This is a genomic window from Microbacterium sp. 1.5R (assembly GCF_007667425.1).
Lineage (GTDB): Bacteria > Actinomycetota > Actinomycetes > Actinomycetales > Microbacteriaceae > Microbacterium.
Genome location: NZ_VDRC01000001.1, coordinates 398,947 through 415,953, shown reverse-complemented (window position 1 = coordinate 415,953; position 17,007 = coordinate 398,947). Strand labels below are relative to the sequence as shown.

At 68.8% G+C, this 17,007-nt stretch carries 18 protein-coding genes and 1 tRNA gene; 13 read left to right on the top strand and 6 right to left on the bottom strand.

Going from position 1 to position 17,007, the window contains the following annotated elements; translation table 11 throughout:
- Positions 1-20 precede the first annotated feature (20 nt).
- From FSY98_RS02075 to FSY98_RS02025, 11 genes are all read left to right on the top strand, one after another.
- Positions 21-1,715, top strand: a complete 1,695-nt coding sequence (locus tag FSY98_RS02075; protein ID WP_144873489.1) for a CTP synthase — start codon at positions 21-23, stop codon at positions 1,713-1,715.
- On the top strand, positions 1,708-2,298 hold the full coding sequence (locus FSY98_RS02070; RefSeq protein ID WP_144873486.1) for an NUDIX hydrolase: 591 nt from the start codon (positions 1,708-1,710) through the stop codon (positions 2,296-2,298). Before FSY98_RS02075 ends, FSY98_RS02070 begins: the two co-directional genes overlap by 8 nt.
- 2 nt (positions 2,299-2,300) lie before the next feature.
- Positions 2,301-3,203, top strand: coding sequence for a site-specific tyrosine recombinase XerD (gene xerD / locus FSY98_RS02065; RefSeq protein ID WP_144873483.1), 903 nt, complete (start codon positions 2,301-2,303; stop codon positions 3,201-3,203).
- A gap of 99 nt (positions 3,204-3,302) precedes the next feature.
- Entirely contained in the window at positions 3,303-4,193 is an 891-nt protein-coding gene (locus FSY98_RS02060; protein WP_144873481.1) for a ParA family protein, read from the top strand.
- Positions 4,177-5,091, top strand: a complete 915-nt coding sequence (locus FSY98_RS02055) for a ScpA family protein (protein ID WP_144873478.1) — start codon at positions 4,177-4,179, stop codon at positions 5,089-5,091. Before FSY98_RS02060 ends, FSY98_RS02055 begins: the two co-directional genes overlap by 17 nt.
- The gene (gene scpB / locus FSY98_RS02050) at positions 5,081-5,698 is read left to right on the top strand and encodes an SMC-Scp complex subunit ScpB (RefSeq protein ID WP_144873475.1); all 618 of its coding nucleotides are present in this window, start codon (positions 5,081-5,083) and stop codon (positions 5,696-5,698) included. The genes FSY98_RS02055 and scpB overlap by 11 nt, the downstream gene beginning before the upstream one ends.
- Positions 5,699-5,765: 67 nt before the next feature.
- Positions 5,766-6,554 carry a pseudouridine synthase gene (locus FSY98_RS02045; protein WP_144873472.1) on the top strand — a complete coding sequence of 263 codons (789 nt, stop codon included), beginning with the start codon at positions 5,766-5,768 and terminating at the stop codon, positions 6,552-6,554.
- Positions 6,555-6,595: 41 nt separating this feature from the next.
- On the top strand, positions 6,596-7,702 hold the full coding sequence (locus FSY98_RS02040; protein ID WP_144876556.1) for a prephenate dehydrogenase: 1,107 nt from the start codon (positions 6,596-6,598) through the stop codon (positions 7,700-7,702).
- Positions 7,695-8,369, top strand: a complete 675-nt coding sequence (gene cmk, locus FSY98_RS02035) for a (d)CMP kinase (protein WP_144873469.1) — start codon at positions 7,695-7,697, stop codon at positions 8,367-8,369. The genes FSY98_RS02040 and cmk overlap by 8 nt, the downstream gene beginning before the upstream one ends.
- A 40-nt stretch (positions 8,370-8,409) precedes the next feature.
- Complete coding sequence (gene der / locus FSY98_RS02030; RefSeq protein WP_260857361.1) at positions 8,410-9,882, top strand: ribosome biogenesis GTPase Der; 1,473 nt, start codon at positions 8,410-8,412, stop codon at positions 9,880-9,882.
- A 106-nt stretch (positions 9,883-9,988) separates the two neighbouring features.
- Complete coding sequence (locus FSY98_RS02025; RefSeq protein ID WP_144873463.1) at positions 9,989-10,924, top strand: NUDIX domain-containing protein; 936 nt, start codon at positions 9,989-9,991, stop codon at positions 10,922-10,924.
- 101 nt (positions 10,925-11,025) lie between these two features.
- Here the strand turns inward: FSY98_RS02025 and FSY98_RS02020 are convergent, their stop codons facing one another.
- The 4 genes from FSY98_RS02020 to FSY98_RS02005 form a co-directional block, all read right to left on the bottom strand.
- Positions 11,026-12,480, bottom strand: a complete 1,455-nt coding sequence (locus tag FSY98_RS02020) for an HNH endonuclease signature motif containing protein (protein ID WP_144873461.1) — start codon at positions 12,478-12,480, stop codon at positions 11,026-11,028.
- Positions 12,481-12,517: 37 nt separating this feature from the next.
- The gene (locus FSY98_RS02015; protein WP_144873458.1) at positions 12,518-12,901 is read right to left on the bottom strand and encodes an RNA-binding S4 domain-containing protein; all 384 of its coding nucleotides are present in this window, start codon (positions 12,899-12,901) and stop codon (positions 12,518-12,520) included.
- 94 nt (positions 12,902-12,995) lie between these two features.
- Complete coding sequence (locus tag FSY98_RS02010) at positions 12,996-13,451, bottom strand: hypothetical protein (RefSeq protein ID WP_144873455.1); 456 nt, start codon at positions 13,449-13,451, stop codon at positions 12,996-12,998.
- 37 nt (positions 13,452-13,488) lie between these two features.
- Positions 13,489-14,073 (bottom strand): GNAT family N-acetyltransferase, encoded by a 585-nt coding sequence (locus FSY98_RS02005; RefSeq protein WP_144873452.1) that lies wholly within the window; start codon positions 14,071-14,073, stop codon positions 13,489-13,491.
- Positions 14,074-14,190: 117 nt separating this feature from the next.
- Here FSY98_RS02005 and FSY98_RS02000 point away from each other — a divergent pair.
- Positions 14,191-14,267 (top strand) — tRNA-Pro (locus FSY98_RS02000).
- Between the two features lie 74 nt (positions 14,268-14,341).
- Here FSY98_RS02000 and FSY98_RS01995 read toward each other — a convergent pair.
- The gene (locus FSY98_RS01995) at positions 14,342-15,304 is read right to left on the bottom strand and encodes a hypothetical protein (RefSeq protein WP_144873449.1); all 963 of its coding nucleotides are present in this window, start codon (positions 15,302-15,304) and stop codon (positions 14,342-14,344) included.
- A gap of 55 nt (positions 15,305-15,359) precedes the next feature.
- Positions 15,360-16,220 (bottom strand): DUF72 domain-containing protein, encoded by an 861-nt coding sequence (locus FSY98_RS01990; RefSeq protein WP_144873447.1) that lies wholly within the window; start codon positions 16,218-16,220, stop codon positions 15,360-15,362.
- Between the two features lie 396 nt (positions 16,221-16,616).
- Between FSY98_RS01990 and FSY98_RS01985 the strand changes: the two genes are divergently transcribed.
- Positions 16,617-17,003 (top strand): hypothetical protein, encoded by a 387-nt coding sequence (locus FSY98_RS01985; RefSeq protein WP_144873444.1) that lies wholly within the window; start codon positions 16,617-16,619, stop codon positions 17,001-17,003.
- Positions 17,004-17,007 lie beyond the last annotated feature (4 nt).

Genomic DNA, 17,007 nt, shown 5'->3' with positions numbered 1-17,007 from the left:
TGTTAGGATAGAAGCCCGTGATGAACTCTTCTTCTGCGGGGCCCAAGAACGACACGACCAAGCACATCTTCGTGACTGGTGGTGTCGTTTCGTCTTTGGGTAAGGGGCTCACCGCGGCCAGTCTCGGCAACCTGCTCACGGCACGCGGACTCCGCGTCGTGATGCAGAAGCTCGACCCGTATCTGAACGTCGACCCTGGCACGATGAACCCGTTCCAGCACGGTGAGGTCTTCGTCACCGACGACGGTGCCGAGACCGACCTCGACATCGGCCACTATGAGCGCTTCCTCGACATAAACCTGTCGCAGGCGGCGAACGTCACCACCGGCCAGATCTACTCGCAGGTGATCGCCCGTGAGCGCCGTGGCGAGTACCTCGGCGACACCGTGCAGGTCATCCCGCACATCACCGACGAGATCAAGCGGCGCATGCGTCTGCAGGCGACCGAGGACCCGCGTCCCGACGTCATCATCACCGAGGTCGGCGGCACGGTGGGCGACATCGAGTCGCAGCCGTTCCTCGAGTCGGCCAGGCAGCTGCGCCACGAGCTCGGCCGCGACAGCGTCTTCTTCGTGCACGTCTCGCTCGTGCCGTTCATGGGCGCGTCGGGCGAGCAGAAGACCAAGCCGACCCAGCACTCGGTGGCCGCTCTGCGCCAGGTCGGCATCCAGCCCGACGCTCTCGTGCTCCGCAGCGACCGCCCGGTGAGCGAGAGCAACCGCAACAAGATCGCCCTCATGTGCGACGTCGACGCCGAAGGCGTCATCAACACGGTCGATCTGCCGAGCATCTACGACATCCCGTCGACGCTCAACGAGCAGGGCCTCGACTCGTACATCGTGCGCCGCCTCGGCCTCGACCAGAAGGCCGCCGACGTCGACTGGACGCGGTGGAACCGCGTGCTCCACGCGGTGCACAACCCCAAGCACGAGGTGACGATCGGGCTGGTCGGCAAGTACATCGATCTGCCCGACGCCTACCTCTCGGTGACCGAGGCCATCAAGGCCGGCGGATTCGCCCAGGAGACCAAGGTCAACATCCGCTGGATCCCGTCCGACCTGTGCGAGACGCCGGACGGCGCGAGGGAGCAGCTGGCGACACTCGACGGCATCTGCGTACCGGGAGGATTCGGCATCCGCGGCATCGAGGGCAAGCTCGGCGCGCTGAAGTTCGCTCGCGAGCAGGGCATCCCCACGCTCGGACTCTGCCTTGGTCTGCAGTGCATGGTCATCGAGTATGCGCGCGACGTCGCCGACATCGCGGGCGCCTCGTCGACGGAGTTCGACCCTGAGACCACCGAGCCCGTCATCGCCACGATGGCCGAGCAGGTCGAGATCCTCGACGGGGGCGACCTCGGCGGCACGATGCGTCTCGGCCTCTATCAGGCGGCACTCGCCGAGGGATCACTCGCCCGCGAGGTCTACGGGACTCCGATCGCCTCTGAGCGCCACCGCCACCGTTACGAGGTCAACAACGCGTACCGGTCTCGCCTGTCGGATGCGGGCCTCGTTTTCTCCGGCCTGAATCCCGAGCTCGATCTCGTGGAATACGTCGAGCTGCCGCGCGACGTGCACCCGTACTACATCGCGACACAGGCGCACCCGGAGCTCCGCTCGCGTCCGACGGATCCGCACCCGCTGTTCCGCGGTCTGGTCGGCGCCGCGATCGACCGTCACCGCGCGAGCGAGCTGTTCGATGTCGAAGCCGATGCCTGAGATCTCGTCCGACGCCGGCGAGCTGCGAGACGAGCCCTTCGAGCCCGAGGTCCTGCAGAGCGACCTCGCGTTCGAGGGTGCCGTCTGGAACGTGCGCGACGATCGCGTTCGGTACGGCGACGGAGAGATCCGTCGGCAGTACGTCGAGCACACCGGAGCCGTGGCGATCCTCGCGCTCGATGACGACGGGCGGGTGCTGCTGATCCAGCAGTACCGGCATCCGATCCGTCACCGTGACTGGGAGCTCCCCGCCGGTCTGCTCGATGTCGACGGTGAGGAGCCGCTGACTGCGGCGAAGCGCGAGCTCGCAGAGGAGGCCGATCTGGTCGCGGCCGACTGGGAGCCGCTGGTCTCCTCGTGGACCACACCCGGCGGCAACGACGAGGTCATTCACATCTTCCTCGCCACGGGGATCTCGGCCGCACCGTCCGCCCACGCGCGGGAGGACGAAGAGGCCGATATCCGCATCGAGTGGCGAGCACTCGACGAGGTCATCGCAGCCGTACTCGACGGGCGGATGCGCAACGGCATCCTCACGATCGGGGTGCTCGCGACCGCGCAGAGGCTGCGCGACCGGGGCTGAGCATGCAGCTCGACCGCGCGCTCGACTCTTATCTGCGCCACGTCACCATCGAGCGAGGCCTGAGCGAGCACACGATCGCGGCGTACCGGCGCGACCTCGGCGGTTACGTCGACTGGCTCGTGGACGAAGGCATCGACGACACGGCGGCGATCACGCCGACGGTCGTCGGCCGGTTCATCGCCGACAGGTCGTCCGTCGAGCCCGCGCCGGCCGCCACGAGTCTGGCGCGGTTGCAGTCGTCGATACGGGGGTGGCATCGATTCCTCGCCCGAGAGGGGATCGAGGACGACGATCCGAGCGTGCGGCTGCGACCGCCGAAGGCTCCGCGGCGACTGCCCAAGGCCCTCACCATCGATCAGGTCGAGCGTCTGCTGGCCGCCCCGTCGGGCGACGAGCCCCTCGGCCTGCGGGACCGTGCTCTGCTCGAGCTGCTGTACGCGACGGGCGCGCGCGTGTCGGAGGTGGTGAACCTCGATGTCGACGACCTGTCGCACGGCGATGTGCTGCGGGTACGGGGCAAGGGCTCGAAGGAGCGCATCGTTCCGATCGGCTCGTACGCGCGGGCGGCGGTCGACGCCTATCTCACCCGTGTGCGGCCGGTGCTCGCGGCGAAGGGGCGCGCGTCGGCGCGGCTCTTCCTCGGCGCCCGGGGCGCGCCCCTGTCGCGACAGAGCGCCTGGCTCGTGATCCGGGGGGCCGCAGAGCGCGCGCACATCACGGCCGATGTCTCCCCGCACTCGCTGCGGCACTCGTTCGCGACGCACCTGCTGCAGGGCGGCGCGGACGTGCGCGTCGTCCAGGAGCTGCTCGGGCATGCCTCGGTGGCCACGACGCAGATCTACACGCACGTGTCGGTGGACTCGCTGCGCGACGTGTACGCGACGTCGCACCCGCGCGCTCGATGAGCGCAGCGGATGTCGATGACCGGCGACGCCGCGCGCCGAGGACGTTCGCCGGTACGCCTGCCGCTACAATCGACCAAGCACGAGGGAGCAGGAGAAGCGGTGGCTGAGAAAGCGGCGAAGTCCAGGGCGAAGGCACGGAAGGCCGACGAGACACCCCTCGGACCGACCGGCCGGCCGTATCACGGGTTCCCCACCCCTGCGCCGCTGGCTTCGCACGGACCCGCGCGCATCATCGCCCTCTGCAACCAGAAGGGCGGCGTGGGCAAGACCACAACGTCGATCAACCTCGCCGCGTCTCTCGCCGAGTACGGCCGCAAGGTCCTCGCCGTCGACTTCGACCCTCAGGGTGCGCTGTCGGCCGGTCTCGGCATCCAGACGCACGATGTGACCACGATCTACGACCTCCTGCTCGACACCAAGCGCGACGCGCATGAGGCGATCGTGCACACGAACGTCGACGGCCTCGACGTGATGCCCGCCAACATCGACCTCTCGGCCGCAGAAGTGCACCTCGTCAACGAGGTCGCTCGCGAGACGATCCTCGCCCGCGTGCTGCGTCAGGTCGCGGGGGAGTACGACGTCATCCTCATCGATTGCCAGCCGTCGCTCGGACTCCTGACGGTCAACGCCCTCACCGCGGCCCACGGCGTCATCATCCCGCTCGAGTGCGAGTTCTTCGCCCTTCGCGGTGTGGCTCTGTTGATCGAGACGATCGACAAGGTGCGCGACCGCCTCAACCCCTCCATCACGATGGACGGCCTGCTCGCGACGATGTACGACCCGCGCACGCTGCACTCCCGCGAGGTGCTGGAACGCGTGGTCGAGGCTTTCGGAGACGACGTGCTCGAGACCGTCATCGGCCGGACGGTGAAGTTCCCGGATGCGTCCGTCTCCGGCGTCCCCATCACCGAGTTCGCTCCGGAGCACGCCGCCGCACAGGCGTACCTGCGGCTGGCGCGGGAGCTGGTCGCCCGTGGCGCCGTCGCCTGACGAGATCTCCGAGACGCTCGCACCGGCCGCGCCGGACGAGGCGGCGGTGCCCGACTCTGCGGAGCTCGAGGCCGAGCTCGCGCCCGAGGCCGAGCTCGAGCCCGAGGCCGAGGCCGACACCGGATTCCGCGTCTCCCTGTCGAACTTCGACGGACCGTTCGACCTCCTGCTGAATCTCATCTCCAAGCACGAGATGGACATCACCGAGGTCTCGCTGAGCGCCGTCACGAACGAGTTCATCGCCTACCTGCAGCACCTCGACGACGACGAGGAGCTCGATCAGGCATCGGAGTTCCTCGTGGTCGCCGCCACGCTCCTCGACATGAAGGTCGCCGGTCTCCTCCCGCAGGGAGAGCTGGTGGATGCCGAGGCCGTCGCGCTCCTCGAGGCGCGCGACCTGCTGTTCGCCCGGCTGTTGCAGTACCGCGCCTTCAAGGAGGTGTCCTCCTGGTTCTCGCGCTGCCTGCAGCGGGAGGACCGTCGGCACGTCAGGGCGGTCCGCCTCGATGAGAAGCACCGTGCGCAGACCCCGGAGCTCGTCTGGTCGCTCAGCGTCGACGACTTCGCAGCCCTGGCGCTGCTCGCCTTCGCCCCGAAGGAGATCCCGCACGTCGGACTGGACCATCTGCACGCACCGCTCGTCAGCATCCGCGAACAGGCCGCGATCGTGGTGACCCTGCTGCGGGGCACCGAGTCGCTGAGCTTCCGCGAGCTGGTGGCCGGCATCAGTGAGCCCGGCATCGTCGTGGCGCGCTTCATATCCGTGCTGGAGCTGTACCGACATGCGGCGCTGAGCTTCGAACAACTGGAACCGCTCGGCGAGTTGACGCTGCGCTGGGCCGCCGACACCTGGTCGGACGAGACACTCGCGAGCCTGGGGGCCGACTATGACCGATGACGTGACCACGCCGACGGCGGACGAAGAGGCGGGCGCCGTACCCGCCGTCGAGGCTCCGTTGGCCGAGCGGATCGAGGCGATCCTGCTGATCATCGACGAGCCCATCGGCCTCGTCGCTCTCGCCGCAGCTGTGGGATCACCGGTCGCTGCCGTGCGTCAGACGATCGAGACCCTGGTCGAGGACTACGACGGTCGGGGGAGCGGCCCGCGCCGCGGATTCGAACTCCGCGAAGTGGGCGGCGGGTGGCGACTCTATGTGCGTGAGGACCACGACTCCCTGGTCGCCGAGTTCGTCGGGGGGCAGGCCCCGGCGCGTCTGTCGCAGGCCGCCCTCGAGACTCTCGCGGTCATCGCCTACAAGCAGCCGGTGACGCGCAGCCAGGTGGCGTCGATCCGCGCGGTCAACGTCGACTCGGTCGTGCGCACACTCCTCGCACGCGGCCTGATCACCGAGCTCTTCGCCGACTCGGAGACGGGCGCGATCAACTACGGCACCACCGACTCGTTGCTGCAGCACCTCGGGATCAATTCGCTCGATGAGCTGCCTCCGATCTCTCCGCTGCTCGACGACGGCGCTGACGGGTTCGACGAAGGGGTCGTGCGATGACCGTGCTCGACGTCCCCACCACCGACCGCCCCACCGCGCGATTCGGTTTCGATGAAGGAGTGGTCCGATGACCGAGAACACCAGCGCCGAGGGCGTCAGACTGCAGAAGGTGCTCGCCGCGGCCGGTGTCGCGTCGCGACGGGTCGTGGAGCAGTACATCGTCGAGGGGCGGATCCGGGTGAACGGCCGCACCGTGACCGAGCTCGGCACACGCATCGACCCCGAGACCGATCTCGTCGACGTCGACGGCACGGCCGTGCAGCTCGACGTCTCCAAGCGGTACGTGATGCTCAACAAGCCCACCGGGGTGGTCAGCAGTATGAGGGACGAGAGCGGACGCCCCGACCTGCGCCGCTTCACGGATGAGTACGAGGAGCGCCTCTACAACGTCGGTCGTCTGGACGCCGAGACCAGCGGACTGCTCGTGCTCACGAACGACGGCGAGCTCGCCCATGTGCTCGCACACCCGTCGTTCGGCGTCACCAAGGTCTACATCGCCAAGGTCGACGGTGCGGTGACGGCCCAGACGATCTCGAAGCTGACGAAGGGGATCGAGCTGGAGGACGGCCCGATCGCCGCCGACAAGGCACGCCTGCTCGACACCTCCGGCGGGTCGGGCCTCGTCGAGCTGACGCTGCATTCCGGTCGCAATCGCATCGTGCGCCGGATGATGGCGGCCGTCGGGCATCCCGTCACCGAACTCGTGCGTCGGCAGTTCGGCCCGCTGCACCTGGGAACCCTCCCGGCTGGTCGCACCCGCGAACTGAGTAAAATCGAACTCGGTGCGCTGCTGACTCTGGCGCGCCGTGATTCCGGTGTCGCCGCGGCGCCAGGCGAGCAGCAGGAGAACGAGTGACCGAGACGACGAGCGCGCCCATCGGGGTGCCGACGACAGGTGTGTCCGCGCCGCGCGTCGCCGCCCGTCTCTCGGGCACCGTGCGCATCGTCGGCGCCGGGCTCCTCGGCGCGAGCATCGGCCACGCCCTGCGGTCCAAGGGTGTCGACGTGGTGCTCTCCGACACCTCGCCGGCTCAGCTGCGTCTCGCGATCGACTACGGCGCGGGGCGCGCAGCGGCGGATGCCGACACGCCGTCGCTCGTCGTGGTCGCCGTACCGCCGGACGTCACGGCCGATGTCGTCGAGTCCGAACTCGCACGATTCCCCGACGCCGTGGTGACGGATGTCGCGAGCGTCAAGCTGGAGCCGTTCCTCTCGCTCAGAGACCGCGGAGTCGACATCACCCGGTACATCGGCTCGCACCCGCTCGCCGGTCGCGAGCGGGGCGGCGCGATCTCCGCCCGTGCCGACCTCTTCATCGGCCGACCGTGGGTGGTGTGCCGTGACGAAGACACCAAGGCCTCCGATCTCGCTCTCGTCGAAGCGCTCGCGCTGGACGTCGGGGCGATGCCCCTGGAGATGACACCCGAGGAGCACGACCGCTCGGTCGCCCTCACCTCGCACGTACCCCAGGTCGTGGCGAGCCTTCTCGCCGCCCGACTCGCGGTCGCCGACGAGGGCGCGCTGCGACTCTCCGGTCAGGGTGTCCGTGACACGACGCGCATCGCGGCATCCGCTCCCGAACTCTGGGTGCAGATCCTGGGCGCGAACGCCGGACCGGTCGTCGAGATCCTCGACGCTCTCGCGGCTGATCTCCAGGAGGTGTCCGATGCGCTCCGCGCTCCCGAAGCTCCCGGTGCGCGGCGTGTGGTCGCGGAGACGATCAAGCAGGGCAATGACGGGGTCGAGCGTCTGCCGGGTAAGCACGGTCAGAACCGACGTTTCGAGAGCCTCGTCGTCATGATCGACGACACCGCTGGTCAGCTCGGACGACTGTTCGGAGAACTCGGAGAGCTCGGTGTCAACGTCGAGGACCTGCGACTCGAGCACTCGCCCGGTGCGCAGTTCGGTCTCGCCGAGATCAGCGTCGATCCTGCTGCGCTGCACGGGGCCATCACCGGACTCCAGGAACGCGGCTGGCGGATTGCAGGGGCGACCAATGACTGACTTCATCGCGATCGACGGACCTGCCGGGTCCGGCAAGTCCAGCGTGTCGAAGGCCATCGCCCGCAGGCTCGGCTTCGGCTACCTCGACACCGGATCGGCATATCGCGCCCTCGCCTGGCACGTCCTCGACCGGGGCGCGGACACGGATGACGCCGAGTCGGTGCGCGTGGCGGCATCCGACTTCCCCGTCAGACTGGGCCTCGACCCCGACGACCGTACGGTGCTCGTCGGCGACTCCGATGTCACCGACGCGATCCGCGAGTCGCGCGTATCCGGCGCCGTGAGCGGCGTCGCGCGAGTGCCCGAGGTGCGCGAGCAGGTCAATCGCCTGTTCCGCACGCTCGTCGCCGAGGCTCCGTACCCGGCCGTGGTCGTGGAGGGCCGCGACATCACCACCGTGGTCGCGCCCGACGCACCGGTGCGGATCCTGCTCACCGCCGCACCCGAGGTGCGCGCCGCGCGTCGTGCGGGCGAGCTCGCCGGCGAGAACGCCCAGGCCGTCGCCGACGCTCTGCACAGACGCGACGCATCCGACAGCGCCGTCGTCGACTTCCTCAACGCCGCGGACGGCGTCGAGGTCGTCGACTCGACGGCGCTCGATTTCCCCCAGACCATCGACGCCGTACTCGCGGTGATCGAACGACTCCGAGGAGCACACCGTGGCTGACGACGAATACGAAGGCGGCCCAGACCAGCTCGCCGAGAAGATGGACGCACTCGACGAGGAGCTGGCCGAGCAGCGCGCGGAGACCCTGCGCGCCGGCCTCGCCGACTACGAGCTCGACGACGAGGATGCCGCGCTCCTCGCCGGCGTGACGCTCGGGGAGGACGGCATCCAGTTCCTGCCCGCGCTGCCCGTGGTCGCGATCGTCGGTCGGCCCAACGTGGGCAAGTCGGCGCTCGTGAACCGCATCCTCGGTCGCCGTGAGGCCGTCGTGGAGGACACACCGGGTGTCACGCGCGACCGTGTGACCTACAAGGCCGAGTGGAATGACCGCCGGTTCACGCTCGTCGACACCGGCGGCTGGGAGCCCGACGCGCGGGGCATCGACCGGTCCGTGGCCGCCCAGGCCGAGGTGGCCATCGATCTGTCGGACCTCGTCCTGTTCGTCGTCGATGCGATGGTGGGTGCGACGTCGACCGATGAGCACGTCGTGCGCCTGCTGCGCAAGAGCGGCAAGCCCGTCTTCCTCGTCGCGAACAAGATCGACGACGCGCGCCAGGAGCCCGAGGCCGCCGCACTCTGGAACCTCGGTCTCGGCGAGCCGCACCCGGTCTCGGCCATCCACGGCCGGGGCGTCGCCGACCTGCTGGACGAAGTGCTGAAGAAGCTCCCCGACGTCTCGGCTGTCGCGAAGGCCGAGATCGGCGGGCCGCGCCGGGTCGCCATCCTCGGGCGTCCGAACGTCGGCAAGTCGTCGCTGCTGAACAAGGCCGCGGGGGAGGAGCGCGTGGTCGTGAACGACCTCGCCGGCACCACCCGCGACCCCGTCGATGAGATCGTGGAGCTCGGCGGCAAGCTGTGGACGCTCGTCGACACCGCAGGCATCCGTCGCCGCGTGCATATGGCGCAGGGCGCCGACTTCTACGCGTCGCTGCGCACCTCTGCCGCGCTCGAGAAGGCCGAGGTCGCGGTCGTCGTGCTCGACGTGTCGGAGACGATCAGCGAGCAGGACGTGCGCATCATCGACCTCGTGCTCGAGTCGGGCCGCGCTCTCGTGCTGGCGTTCAACAAGTGGGACCGTCTCAACGACCTCGACCTGGAGAACGCCGACCGTCGCCGGTACCTCGAGCGCGAGATCGAGCAGGACCTGGCGCACGTCGCCTGGGCCCCGCGCGTGAACATCTCGGCGAAGACCGGCCGTCACCTCGACAAGCTCGTGCCGGCGCTCGAGACGTCGCTGGAGAACTGGGACCGTCGCATCCCGACGGGCAAGTTCAACGCCTTCCTCGCCGAGCTCGTCGCCGAGCACCCGCACCCGCTGCGCGGGGGGAAGCAGCCGCGCATCCTGTTCGGTACGCAGGCGTCGACCCGCCCGCCGACGTTCGTGCTGTTCACGACCGGATTCCTCGACCCTGGATACCGTCGTTTCATCCAGCGTCGCCTGCGCGAGCTGTACGAGTTCGAGGGGACGCCCATCGTCGTCAACATGCGCGTCCGCGAGAAGCGCCAGCGCTGAGACCTCTCCGTCGACGGGCCGTCCGCTCCCTGCGGGCGGCCCGTCGCTGTTCCCGCATGTGACCGGAGCGGATGCCGATGCGCGGATGCTGTGAAAAGCTGAGGGGGTGACTGTCGTTCCTCCTGCTGCCGGTGAGCCGCGTCGCCCCGCCGGGCCGCGCAATCCCGGCGACGCCTGGATCGTGGCTCCGACGGGGGAGAAGTACTGGGGACGCTTCGGCGCCGCAGGCCTTCTCGCGATCGACTCCGAGCGCGGCATCCTTCTGCAGCACAGGGTGGCGTGGAGCCACTTCGGTGGCACGTGGGGGCTGCCCGGCGGCGCCCTGCACGAGGGGGAGAGCGCCATCCTCGGAGCGGTGCGGGAGGCACAGGAGGAAGCGGGCGTTCCGGATGCCTCGGTGCGCCCGAGGTTCACCAGCGTGCTCGACCTCGGTATCTGGTCGTACACGACCGTCGTCGCGGATGTCGTCGAGCCCTTCGAACCGGTGATCAGTGACCCCGAGAGCGTCGCGCTGGAGTGGGTGCCGCTCGACGAGGTGTCGTCGCGGCCGCTGCACCCGGGTTTCGGGGCGGCGTGGCCGGTGCTGCGCGACCTCCTCGACGTGCGGCCCTCGGTGGTCGTCGATGCGGCGAACGTCGTGGGCTCGGTCCCGAACGGCTGGTGGAAGGACCGCGCCGGCGCGGCCACCCGGCTCGCTGAGGAGCTGAACGGGCTGTCCGTGCGCGGGGAGGATATCGAGCTCGCCGGTACATCATGGTTCCCGCCTGTCGCGTTCGTCGTGGAAGGAGCCGCTCGCGGCCTCGACGTCCCCGATGCGGACGAGTCGGAGGTAGTGCTGCCTGCGGGCGTCCTGTCGGTCGTGCCGGCGGATGCCGCAGGAGACGACGCGATCGTCGCCGAGGTGCAGCGTCGCGTCGCTCTCGGCGAGTATGTGGTGGTGGTGACGAGCGACCGTGAGCTGAGGGAGCGCGTGACAGCCGCCGGCGCCGTGCAGCTGCGATCGGCTGGATGGTTGCGCGGAGTGCTCGACGACGCGCGATGAGCTAACCGCGCCCGGAGGCATTGCGTGAACCCGGACGCGCCGACCGGCGCGTCGAACCTCCTTCCCCGGCACGCGAACATCACACGAACATCACGCGAGCATCACACGAACATCACTCGGCGTCGCGGCGGATCGGTGTACTCGCGACCGAGCGGGCTCGTCCAGGTGACCTCGCCTCCCGGACCTTGCTGTGCTGTCCAGCGATGTCGATCGTCGACGTCCGGATGCTTCAGCGAATGATGGGTCGTGCAGAAGTGGCTGAGGTTGTCGAGGCGGGTGCGTCCACCGCGCGCATGATCATGGTTGTGATCGATCTCGCATCGGTGCACCGGCATACGACACCCCGGGAAGCGGCAATGCTGATCGCGGGCTCGGAGGAAGCGCCGCATCGCTTCGTTCGGCGCGTAGGTATCGACCTCGACGACGCGGCCGTCCGGATGGAGGAAGAGGCGCGACCACCCGGTGTTGCGTCCGGCGAGCCGTCGGGCGATGTCGGGATCGAGTGGTCCGTACCCGTCGAGCTCCGCCGGCCTGTCGTCGAGACCGACGAGCGTGGTGGCTGCGACCGTGACCTGGATCCGCGGCTGAACGGCGTCGAGTCCGGTGCCGAGCGCTTCGCTCGGCACAGCGGCCAGGAGCAGATCCGCGAGGAGATCCGCTCGGATCTGGTCGAGCGTCCGCTCATCGGCCTCGAGGTGCTCGACGTCTGCGCTGGTGGGGTCAGTCATCGGGTCGGTGCGGCGGCCCAGCGGGTCGGTCGTGAACGTGTTGCCCTCTCCGAAGATGACGCTCCGCTCGTAAGAGTCGCGTCGGGGGTCGTCGGTGGCGAGATCGTCGACGGAGATGCCATCGCCGGCCGGATCGAGGACGGGCAGCACCGGCTCGCGATCGTCGCGACCGGTGACGACCGTTCGCGCCAGACGGGTGAGCCGATCGGCGATCGCGACCGCGATCCATTCCGGCAGAACCGCGGTCAGCAATGCCAGCCCGTCGTCGACCGACCGCACACTGACGCAGCGTTCATCCGTCGCGCGCCGATGACGTTCGACGACGGTCTCGCCGGCGAGGGCCGCGGCGACCTGTCTGGCATGGGCACGGGTGCGCGCCGCTGTGTCCTGCTCCGCGACCACGAGCACCGCGGTCTCGAAGAGCGCGAGTGTCGCGGCATCCGCTCGTCCGCTTCGCACCGCCTCGCTCACGATGGCACTGGCGCGAACGATCTCGCGTACATGCGCGACGCTGATCGTTCCGGCCGCGAAGGCGACTCGGACGTGGGGGAGATCTCGGGAGAGGGTGCGTGCATCGGTGAACGACTGCTCGACCGTGCCGCGCGCGAGATGTGCGGCGGCGCAGTACTCCGACAGCATCGATCGGTAGATGGCGTCCCGGTGGAACGGGCTCTCCGTCACATCGGCGTCGTGGATCGAGATCCGCTCGATCAGCAGTTCCGACGCCTCGGCCTCCAGGGCGGCGATGCGGCGCCTCTTGTCCACCCATGCATCGAGCAGGCGCTGGCGCTCCTCGAGATCGAGGTCGAGGTCGGTGCGCCGGGTCATGCCCCTAGTTTAGAACAAATATTCGAATAAAAAGAGCTCAGCCACCGAAGATATCGGCATCCTCGTCGCCTCGTCCTCGCAGGCGGTCGATGTCTCTGCGCTCGCGCTTCGTCGGGCGTCCCGCTCCACGGTCACGGACGCCGATCATCGCCTGCGGTTCGCGTGCCGGCGTCCGGTCCTCGTAGGCCGCCGCCGCGAGGGGGGCGCCCACTCGTTTCACGAGGAGTTGCCGCACGACGAGGATCCGATCGAAGCCGGCGATGCGCACCCGCAGCTCATCGCCGATGCGGACGTGTTGCGCGGCCTTGACCTTGTCTCCGTTCAGCCGGACATGCCCCGCCCGGCAGGCGGTCGTCGCGGCTGAGCGCGTCTTGTACACGCGCACGGCCCACAGCCAGCTGTCGATGCGTGCGGCGTCCATGAACAGGGTCTCCGGGTCTGATAGGGGGCGGGCGATCAGTCGGCCGACAAGGGTCGGCCGATCGAGTCCCCTCATCGTATGACGGGTGGGAAGGTCAGGATTCGACGGTCACCTGGGCGATCTGGCCGTCGGCTCCGAGGTGCACGGCCGGCCAGTAGCCCTCGGGGAAGTGCTCGCCGCACGCATCGATCAGGTGGAGGACCACCGTGCCGTCGGCGGAGGCCTCGATCGTCTCCAGGGTGAGGTCGGATGCTCCGGCGTCGAGATCCGCCTGCTCGGGTCTTCCGGTGCTGAACGCCGTGACCACGGCATCCGATGCGAGGCGTCGCAGTGCCGGGAGGGCCGCGATCGTTTCGCGGACGTGCGGGAGGAGCGCACTCGCCTCGTCGGGGGTGGTGCCCTCGAGCATGAGCTCCAGCTCGACGTCGTCGACCGTCACGGTGCCCGCGTACCAGTCGTGGGTCAGCACCGTGCCGTCACCCAGCTCAGTGGACGCGCGGCTGAGGGTGCCGAGTTCGGGATCGTCGATGGTCGGGTGCTCGTCGCTCATGTGTCCACGCTACCGGCGCTCGGATGGTGATCGACGATCATGCCGACAGGTCGAGAGCGACGAGAGGGCGACCCGGTGTGAGTTCTCCTCGCTCCGAGAACCCTTGGGCGGCGAATGTGCTCATCGTGCCGTGGAACAGTTCGTTGCTGCGCTGCTTCTCACCGCGGGTGTCGACGGGGTATCCCTCGATGAGACGCGCGCCGGAGTCGCGCGCGAAGTCGACGGCCGCGCTGAGCAGCTCGTGGTTGAGCCCCGATCCGCGATGCTCGCGCCGCACGACGAAGCAGGTGACCGCCCAGACCGAGTCGTCGTCGAACGGTTCACTCGATGCCGCTGCGATCGCACGGGTGTGAGCGAGACGTGCCTGCGGAGGACGCGGGCCGATGCGGATCCACCCGGCCGCCTCGCCGTCGACGTAAGCGATGATCCCCGGTGGTGGGCCTGCATCGATCTCGGCGCGGAGCATCTCCGTGCGCTCGGGCGTCGTGGTCTGGTTCCAGTCCTTGTTGCGGAGCATCGGCCAGATGCACTGGCAGCTCGCGCCATCGCCGCCGCCGGTCAGCGCGCGCTGCACATCGTCCCACCGCGCGGTCGTCGCCGGTTCCGTCGTGATCGTGGCCATGCAGTGACGCTACGCCGGGCCTCGGACACTGTGCAACGCCCGGCCGACTGTCGGTTCGCGGAGGCGCCGCGGGTCAGGCTAAGATAGGGGAGTTGCCTGCGCGAGAGTGCAGAACAACGGGCTGTGGCGCAGCTTGGTAGCGCACTTGACTGGGGGTCAAGGGGTCGCAGGTTCAAATCCTGTCAGCCCGACCAGAGAAAGGCCCGGAACTCGCAAGAGGTCCGGGCCTTCTGCATGTCCGGCACGATGTCGATCGCGCCGGCGCCGGTCACGGCTCGGGGAGCAGATCCACCGTCCCGTTAGCCGTGATCGACCCGATCGGCACGCCGACTTCCTCCCCGAGGGCGGCGATCATGCGGGCCGCCTCGGCGGCACGGCTCGACTGCGCGAGCTCCGCGCCGCGGGCGTCGAGGTCATCGGCATCCCAGCCGGCGACGGTGAGACCGATGCCGACGACCGTCGAACCCGATTCGGTGATCGCGTTGAGCTTCACCGCGATGATGGGGGCGTCGAGTGCCGCGTCATCCGTTCCGTAGCCGTCGCCCAGCGCGCCGGAGTCCCGCAGAGCGGCGAGTCCGTCGAAGAGGTCGGCGAGTCTCGCATCGGGCGTGATGTCGCTGGTAACGGTTGCGTCGTCGTACGGGCTGCTGTCGGCGGACCACCTCATCGACCAGAGGACTCGTCCGAACTCCTCCTCGAGGGCCGCGGACGCGACGGCGGCCCGTGCAAGTTCTGCGGCATCCGAGAAATCGCCCGTCCGCACCGAGGCGTCGGCGTTCACGCCTCCGTCTTCGCGGACGGAGACCGTGACGACGTCGATGCGCTGAAGGGCGGCGGCGACAGCACTGGCTTCGCCCGCAGTCATGGCCACGGGCGGGGCACCGAAGACCGTCGAGCGGCTTGCGGTCTCCACGGTCTTCACGGTCTTCACGATGCAGGGTGAGTCGCCTGTCGCTGCCCATACCCGCTCGAGCACTCGAGCGAGCTCGTCTTCGGCGACACCGTCGATCATTCGCACGGTCAGTTGACACCTCGGCATGACATTGATGTTCCGTTCGACGACGTACACCGACACCTCGCCGCTGTCGCCGACGACTTCCTGGACCGCCGAAACGGCTCCCGGTGCGGCACGCGACATGGGGGTGCAGCCGAGGACGATCGCCACGATCACGACCAGAAGAGCGCCGCTCAGCACAGCCGTGGTCACACCGCGTCGACGCCCCCGAGTCATGCTCCGACCATATCGGGCACCCGCGGCTGAGCCGACACGCGCGCGACGTCCGACCTCAGGTGAGCGCACCGACGAGCGCCGCCAGCCCCTCTGCGTCGTGCGGAGCGTGCCCGCGGGCGTCGTTGTCGAAGTACACGTAGACGTCGCGGGGGAGTCCGTCGTTCGATCCCGACCCGTCGGCCCAGGAGGCCACGATCCCGGCCCACTCCGCGAGCTCTGCTGCCGTGTATCCGCTGTGGTACAGCATCTGCGCGCCGTGCAGTCGGACGTAGGCGACGTCGCTCGTGAGGGCGTCGAACCGGGGCCACCGGCCCGCGGTGTCGGCGGCGACGAGAGCCGTGCCGTGTCTCTGCAGGAGTCGGAGCGCCTCCGGATCGGCGAACGTGTCGGATCTCGGTTCGAGCGCATGGCGCAGGGGGCGGTCCTCCTCTATCTCCAGCCAGGCGCGACCGTCCAGGCGCTCATCGTGCCGTCTCGCGAGCTCGAGCGCCTCGTACGTCGTCGACGGCAGGCCGGCAAGGAACTCCTCGACGAGGTCGGGGTCGAATGTCTGTCTCTCCGGCAGCTGCCAGAGGATCGGCCCGAGTTGCGCGCCGAGGGAGAGCACACCGGAGGCGAAGAAGTTCGCGAGCCCCTGCCGGGTGTCGCGCAGACGGAGCATATGCGTCACGTACCGTGACCCTTTGACAGCGAAGACGAAGTCCTCGGGTACCTCCGACCGCCAACGACGGTAGCTCTCGGGGCGCTGCAGCGAATAGAACGACCCGTTCAGCTCGACGGTGGAGAAGCGCTCGCCGATGTACTCGAGCTCGCGGCGTTGGGCGAGGCCTTTCGGATAGAAGTCGCCCCTCCACCGGGGATACTTCCATCCCGAGACGCCGATGCGGATGCTGCCTCGCGGCCGAGCTGCACTCATGGGGCGGTCCTCCCTGGAACGGAGACCGAGCGTACGACCCACGCGGACGGAAAGGTGGCGGGGTTGACGCGTGCTGCCCCGGGCGGTACGCGGGCCGGGGCGAGGAGGTCTGGACTGGTTGCCCTCTCGAGTCATCCGCCCCAGATGGATCGCTCGAGAGGGCCCACCGTCCTACCCGGACGGAGGGGGAGGGCGGCGAAGATCTCGCTGCTCTCATCGGCTGTCTCCCCATAAGTCAGCCGGTAGCCCCCGCTACTCAGAGCAGAATATCGCGATTCGGGCTTGTCCGCCATTTGGGGGACAAAGAAATGTACGAATGTTTCTTCCGAATATTCTCTCTTTTATGAGAGTTGCACTCGGGGTTGTCTTGCGAACCGCCGCTCCTAGAGTGGGTGCATGGACAGAAGGCTCGTGCTGAACGCCCAGATCGCCGTCGAGCGAGGGCATCGTCTCGACATCATGGAAGCCGTTGACGAGGAGAGCGGACGGGCTGCGGTGCTGCAGTTCGTCGATCTGGACACCGGAATCCGCTACGTCGCGGATGAGAGCACGCGGGGCGAGGTCGTGCGGTGGTCGGGGCGAGTGCTCGATTGCACGGTGACGATCGGCGCGGGCGCGCGCACTGTGCTCACGGTCGACGTCGAGGGAGACGGCGCAGGAGCGACGAACGCCCGCGCCGCGCTACTGGGTGCGGATGCCGCGGCCGAGGCGGCGAAAGCGGAAGCCGACCGGTGGGGTGGGGCCGACGGGGTGCCCGAGCCGGAGGCCGACCGCTTCTGGTGAGCCG

Coding starts and splice junctions, on each gene's coding strand:
- FSY98_RS02075 (WP_144873489.1), top strand. CDS start 21: ATGAACTCTTCTTCTGCGGGGCCCAAGAACGACACGACCAAGCACATC.
- FSY98_RS02070 (WP_144873486.1), top strand. CDS start 1,708: ATGCCTGAGATCTCGTCCGACGCCGGCGAGCTGCGAGACGAGCCCTTC.
- xerD (WP_144873483.1), top strand. CDS start 2,301: ATGCAGCTCGACCGCGCGCTCGACTCTTATCTGCGCCACGTCACCATC.
- scpB (WP_144873475.1), top strand. CDS start 5,081: ATGACCGATGACGTGACCACGCCGACGGCGGACGAAGAGGCGGGCGCC.
- FSY98_RS02045 (WP_144873472.1), top strand. CDS start 5,766: ATGACCGAGAACACCAGCGCCGAGGGCGTCAGACTGCAGAAGGTGCTC.
- cmk (WP_144873469.1), top strand. CDS start 7,695: ATGACTGACTTCATCGCGATCGACGGACCTGCCGGGTCCGGCAAGTCC.
- der (WP_260857361.1), top strand. CDS start 8,410: ATGGACGCACTCGACGAGGAGCTGGCCGAGCAGCGCGCGGAGACCCTG.
- FSY98_RS02020 (WP_144873461.1), bottom strand. CDS start 12,480: ATGACCCGGCGCACCGACCTCGACCTCGATCTCGAGGAGCGCCAGCGC.
- FSY98_RS02015 (WP_144873458.1), bottom strand. CDS start 12,901: ATGGACGCCGCACGCATCGACAGCTGGCTGTGGGCCGTGCGCGTGTAC.
- FSY98_RS02010 (WP_144873455.1), bottom strand. CDS start 13,451: ATGAGCGACGAGCACCCGACCATCGACGATCCCGAACTCGGCACCCTC.
- FSY98_RS02005 (WP_144873452.1), bottom strand. CDS start 14,073: ATGGCCACGATCACGACGGAACCGGCGACGACCGCGCGGTGGGACGAT.
- FSY98_RS01995 (WP_144873449.1), bottom strand. CDS start 15,304: ATGACTCGGGGGCGTCGACGCGGTGTGACCACGGCTGTGCTGAGCGGC.
- FSY98_RS01990 (WP_144873447.1), bottom strand. CDS start 16,220: ATGAGTGCAGCTCGGCCGCGAGGCAGCATCCGCATCGGCGTCTCGGGA.
- FSY98_RS01985 (WP_144873444.1), top strand. CDS start 16,617: ATGGACAGAAGGCTCGTGCTGAACGCCCAGATCGCCGTCGAGCGAGGG.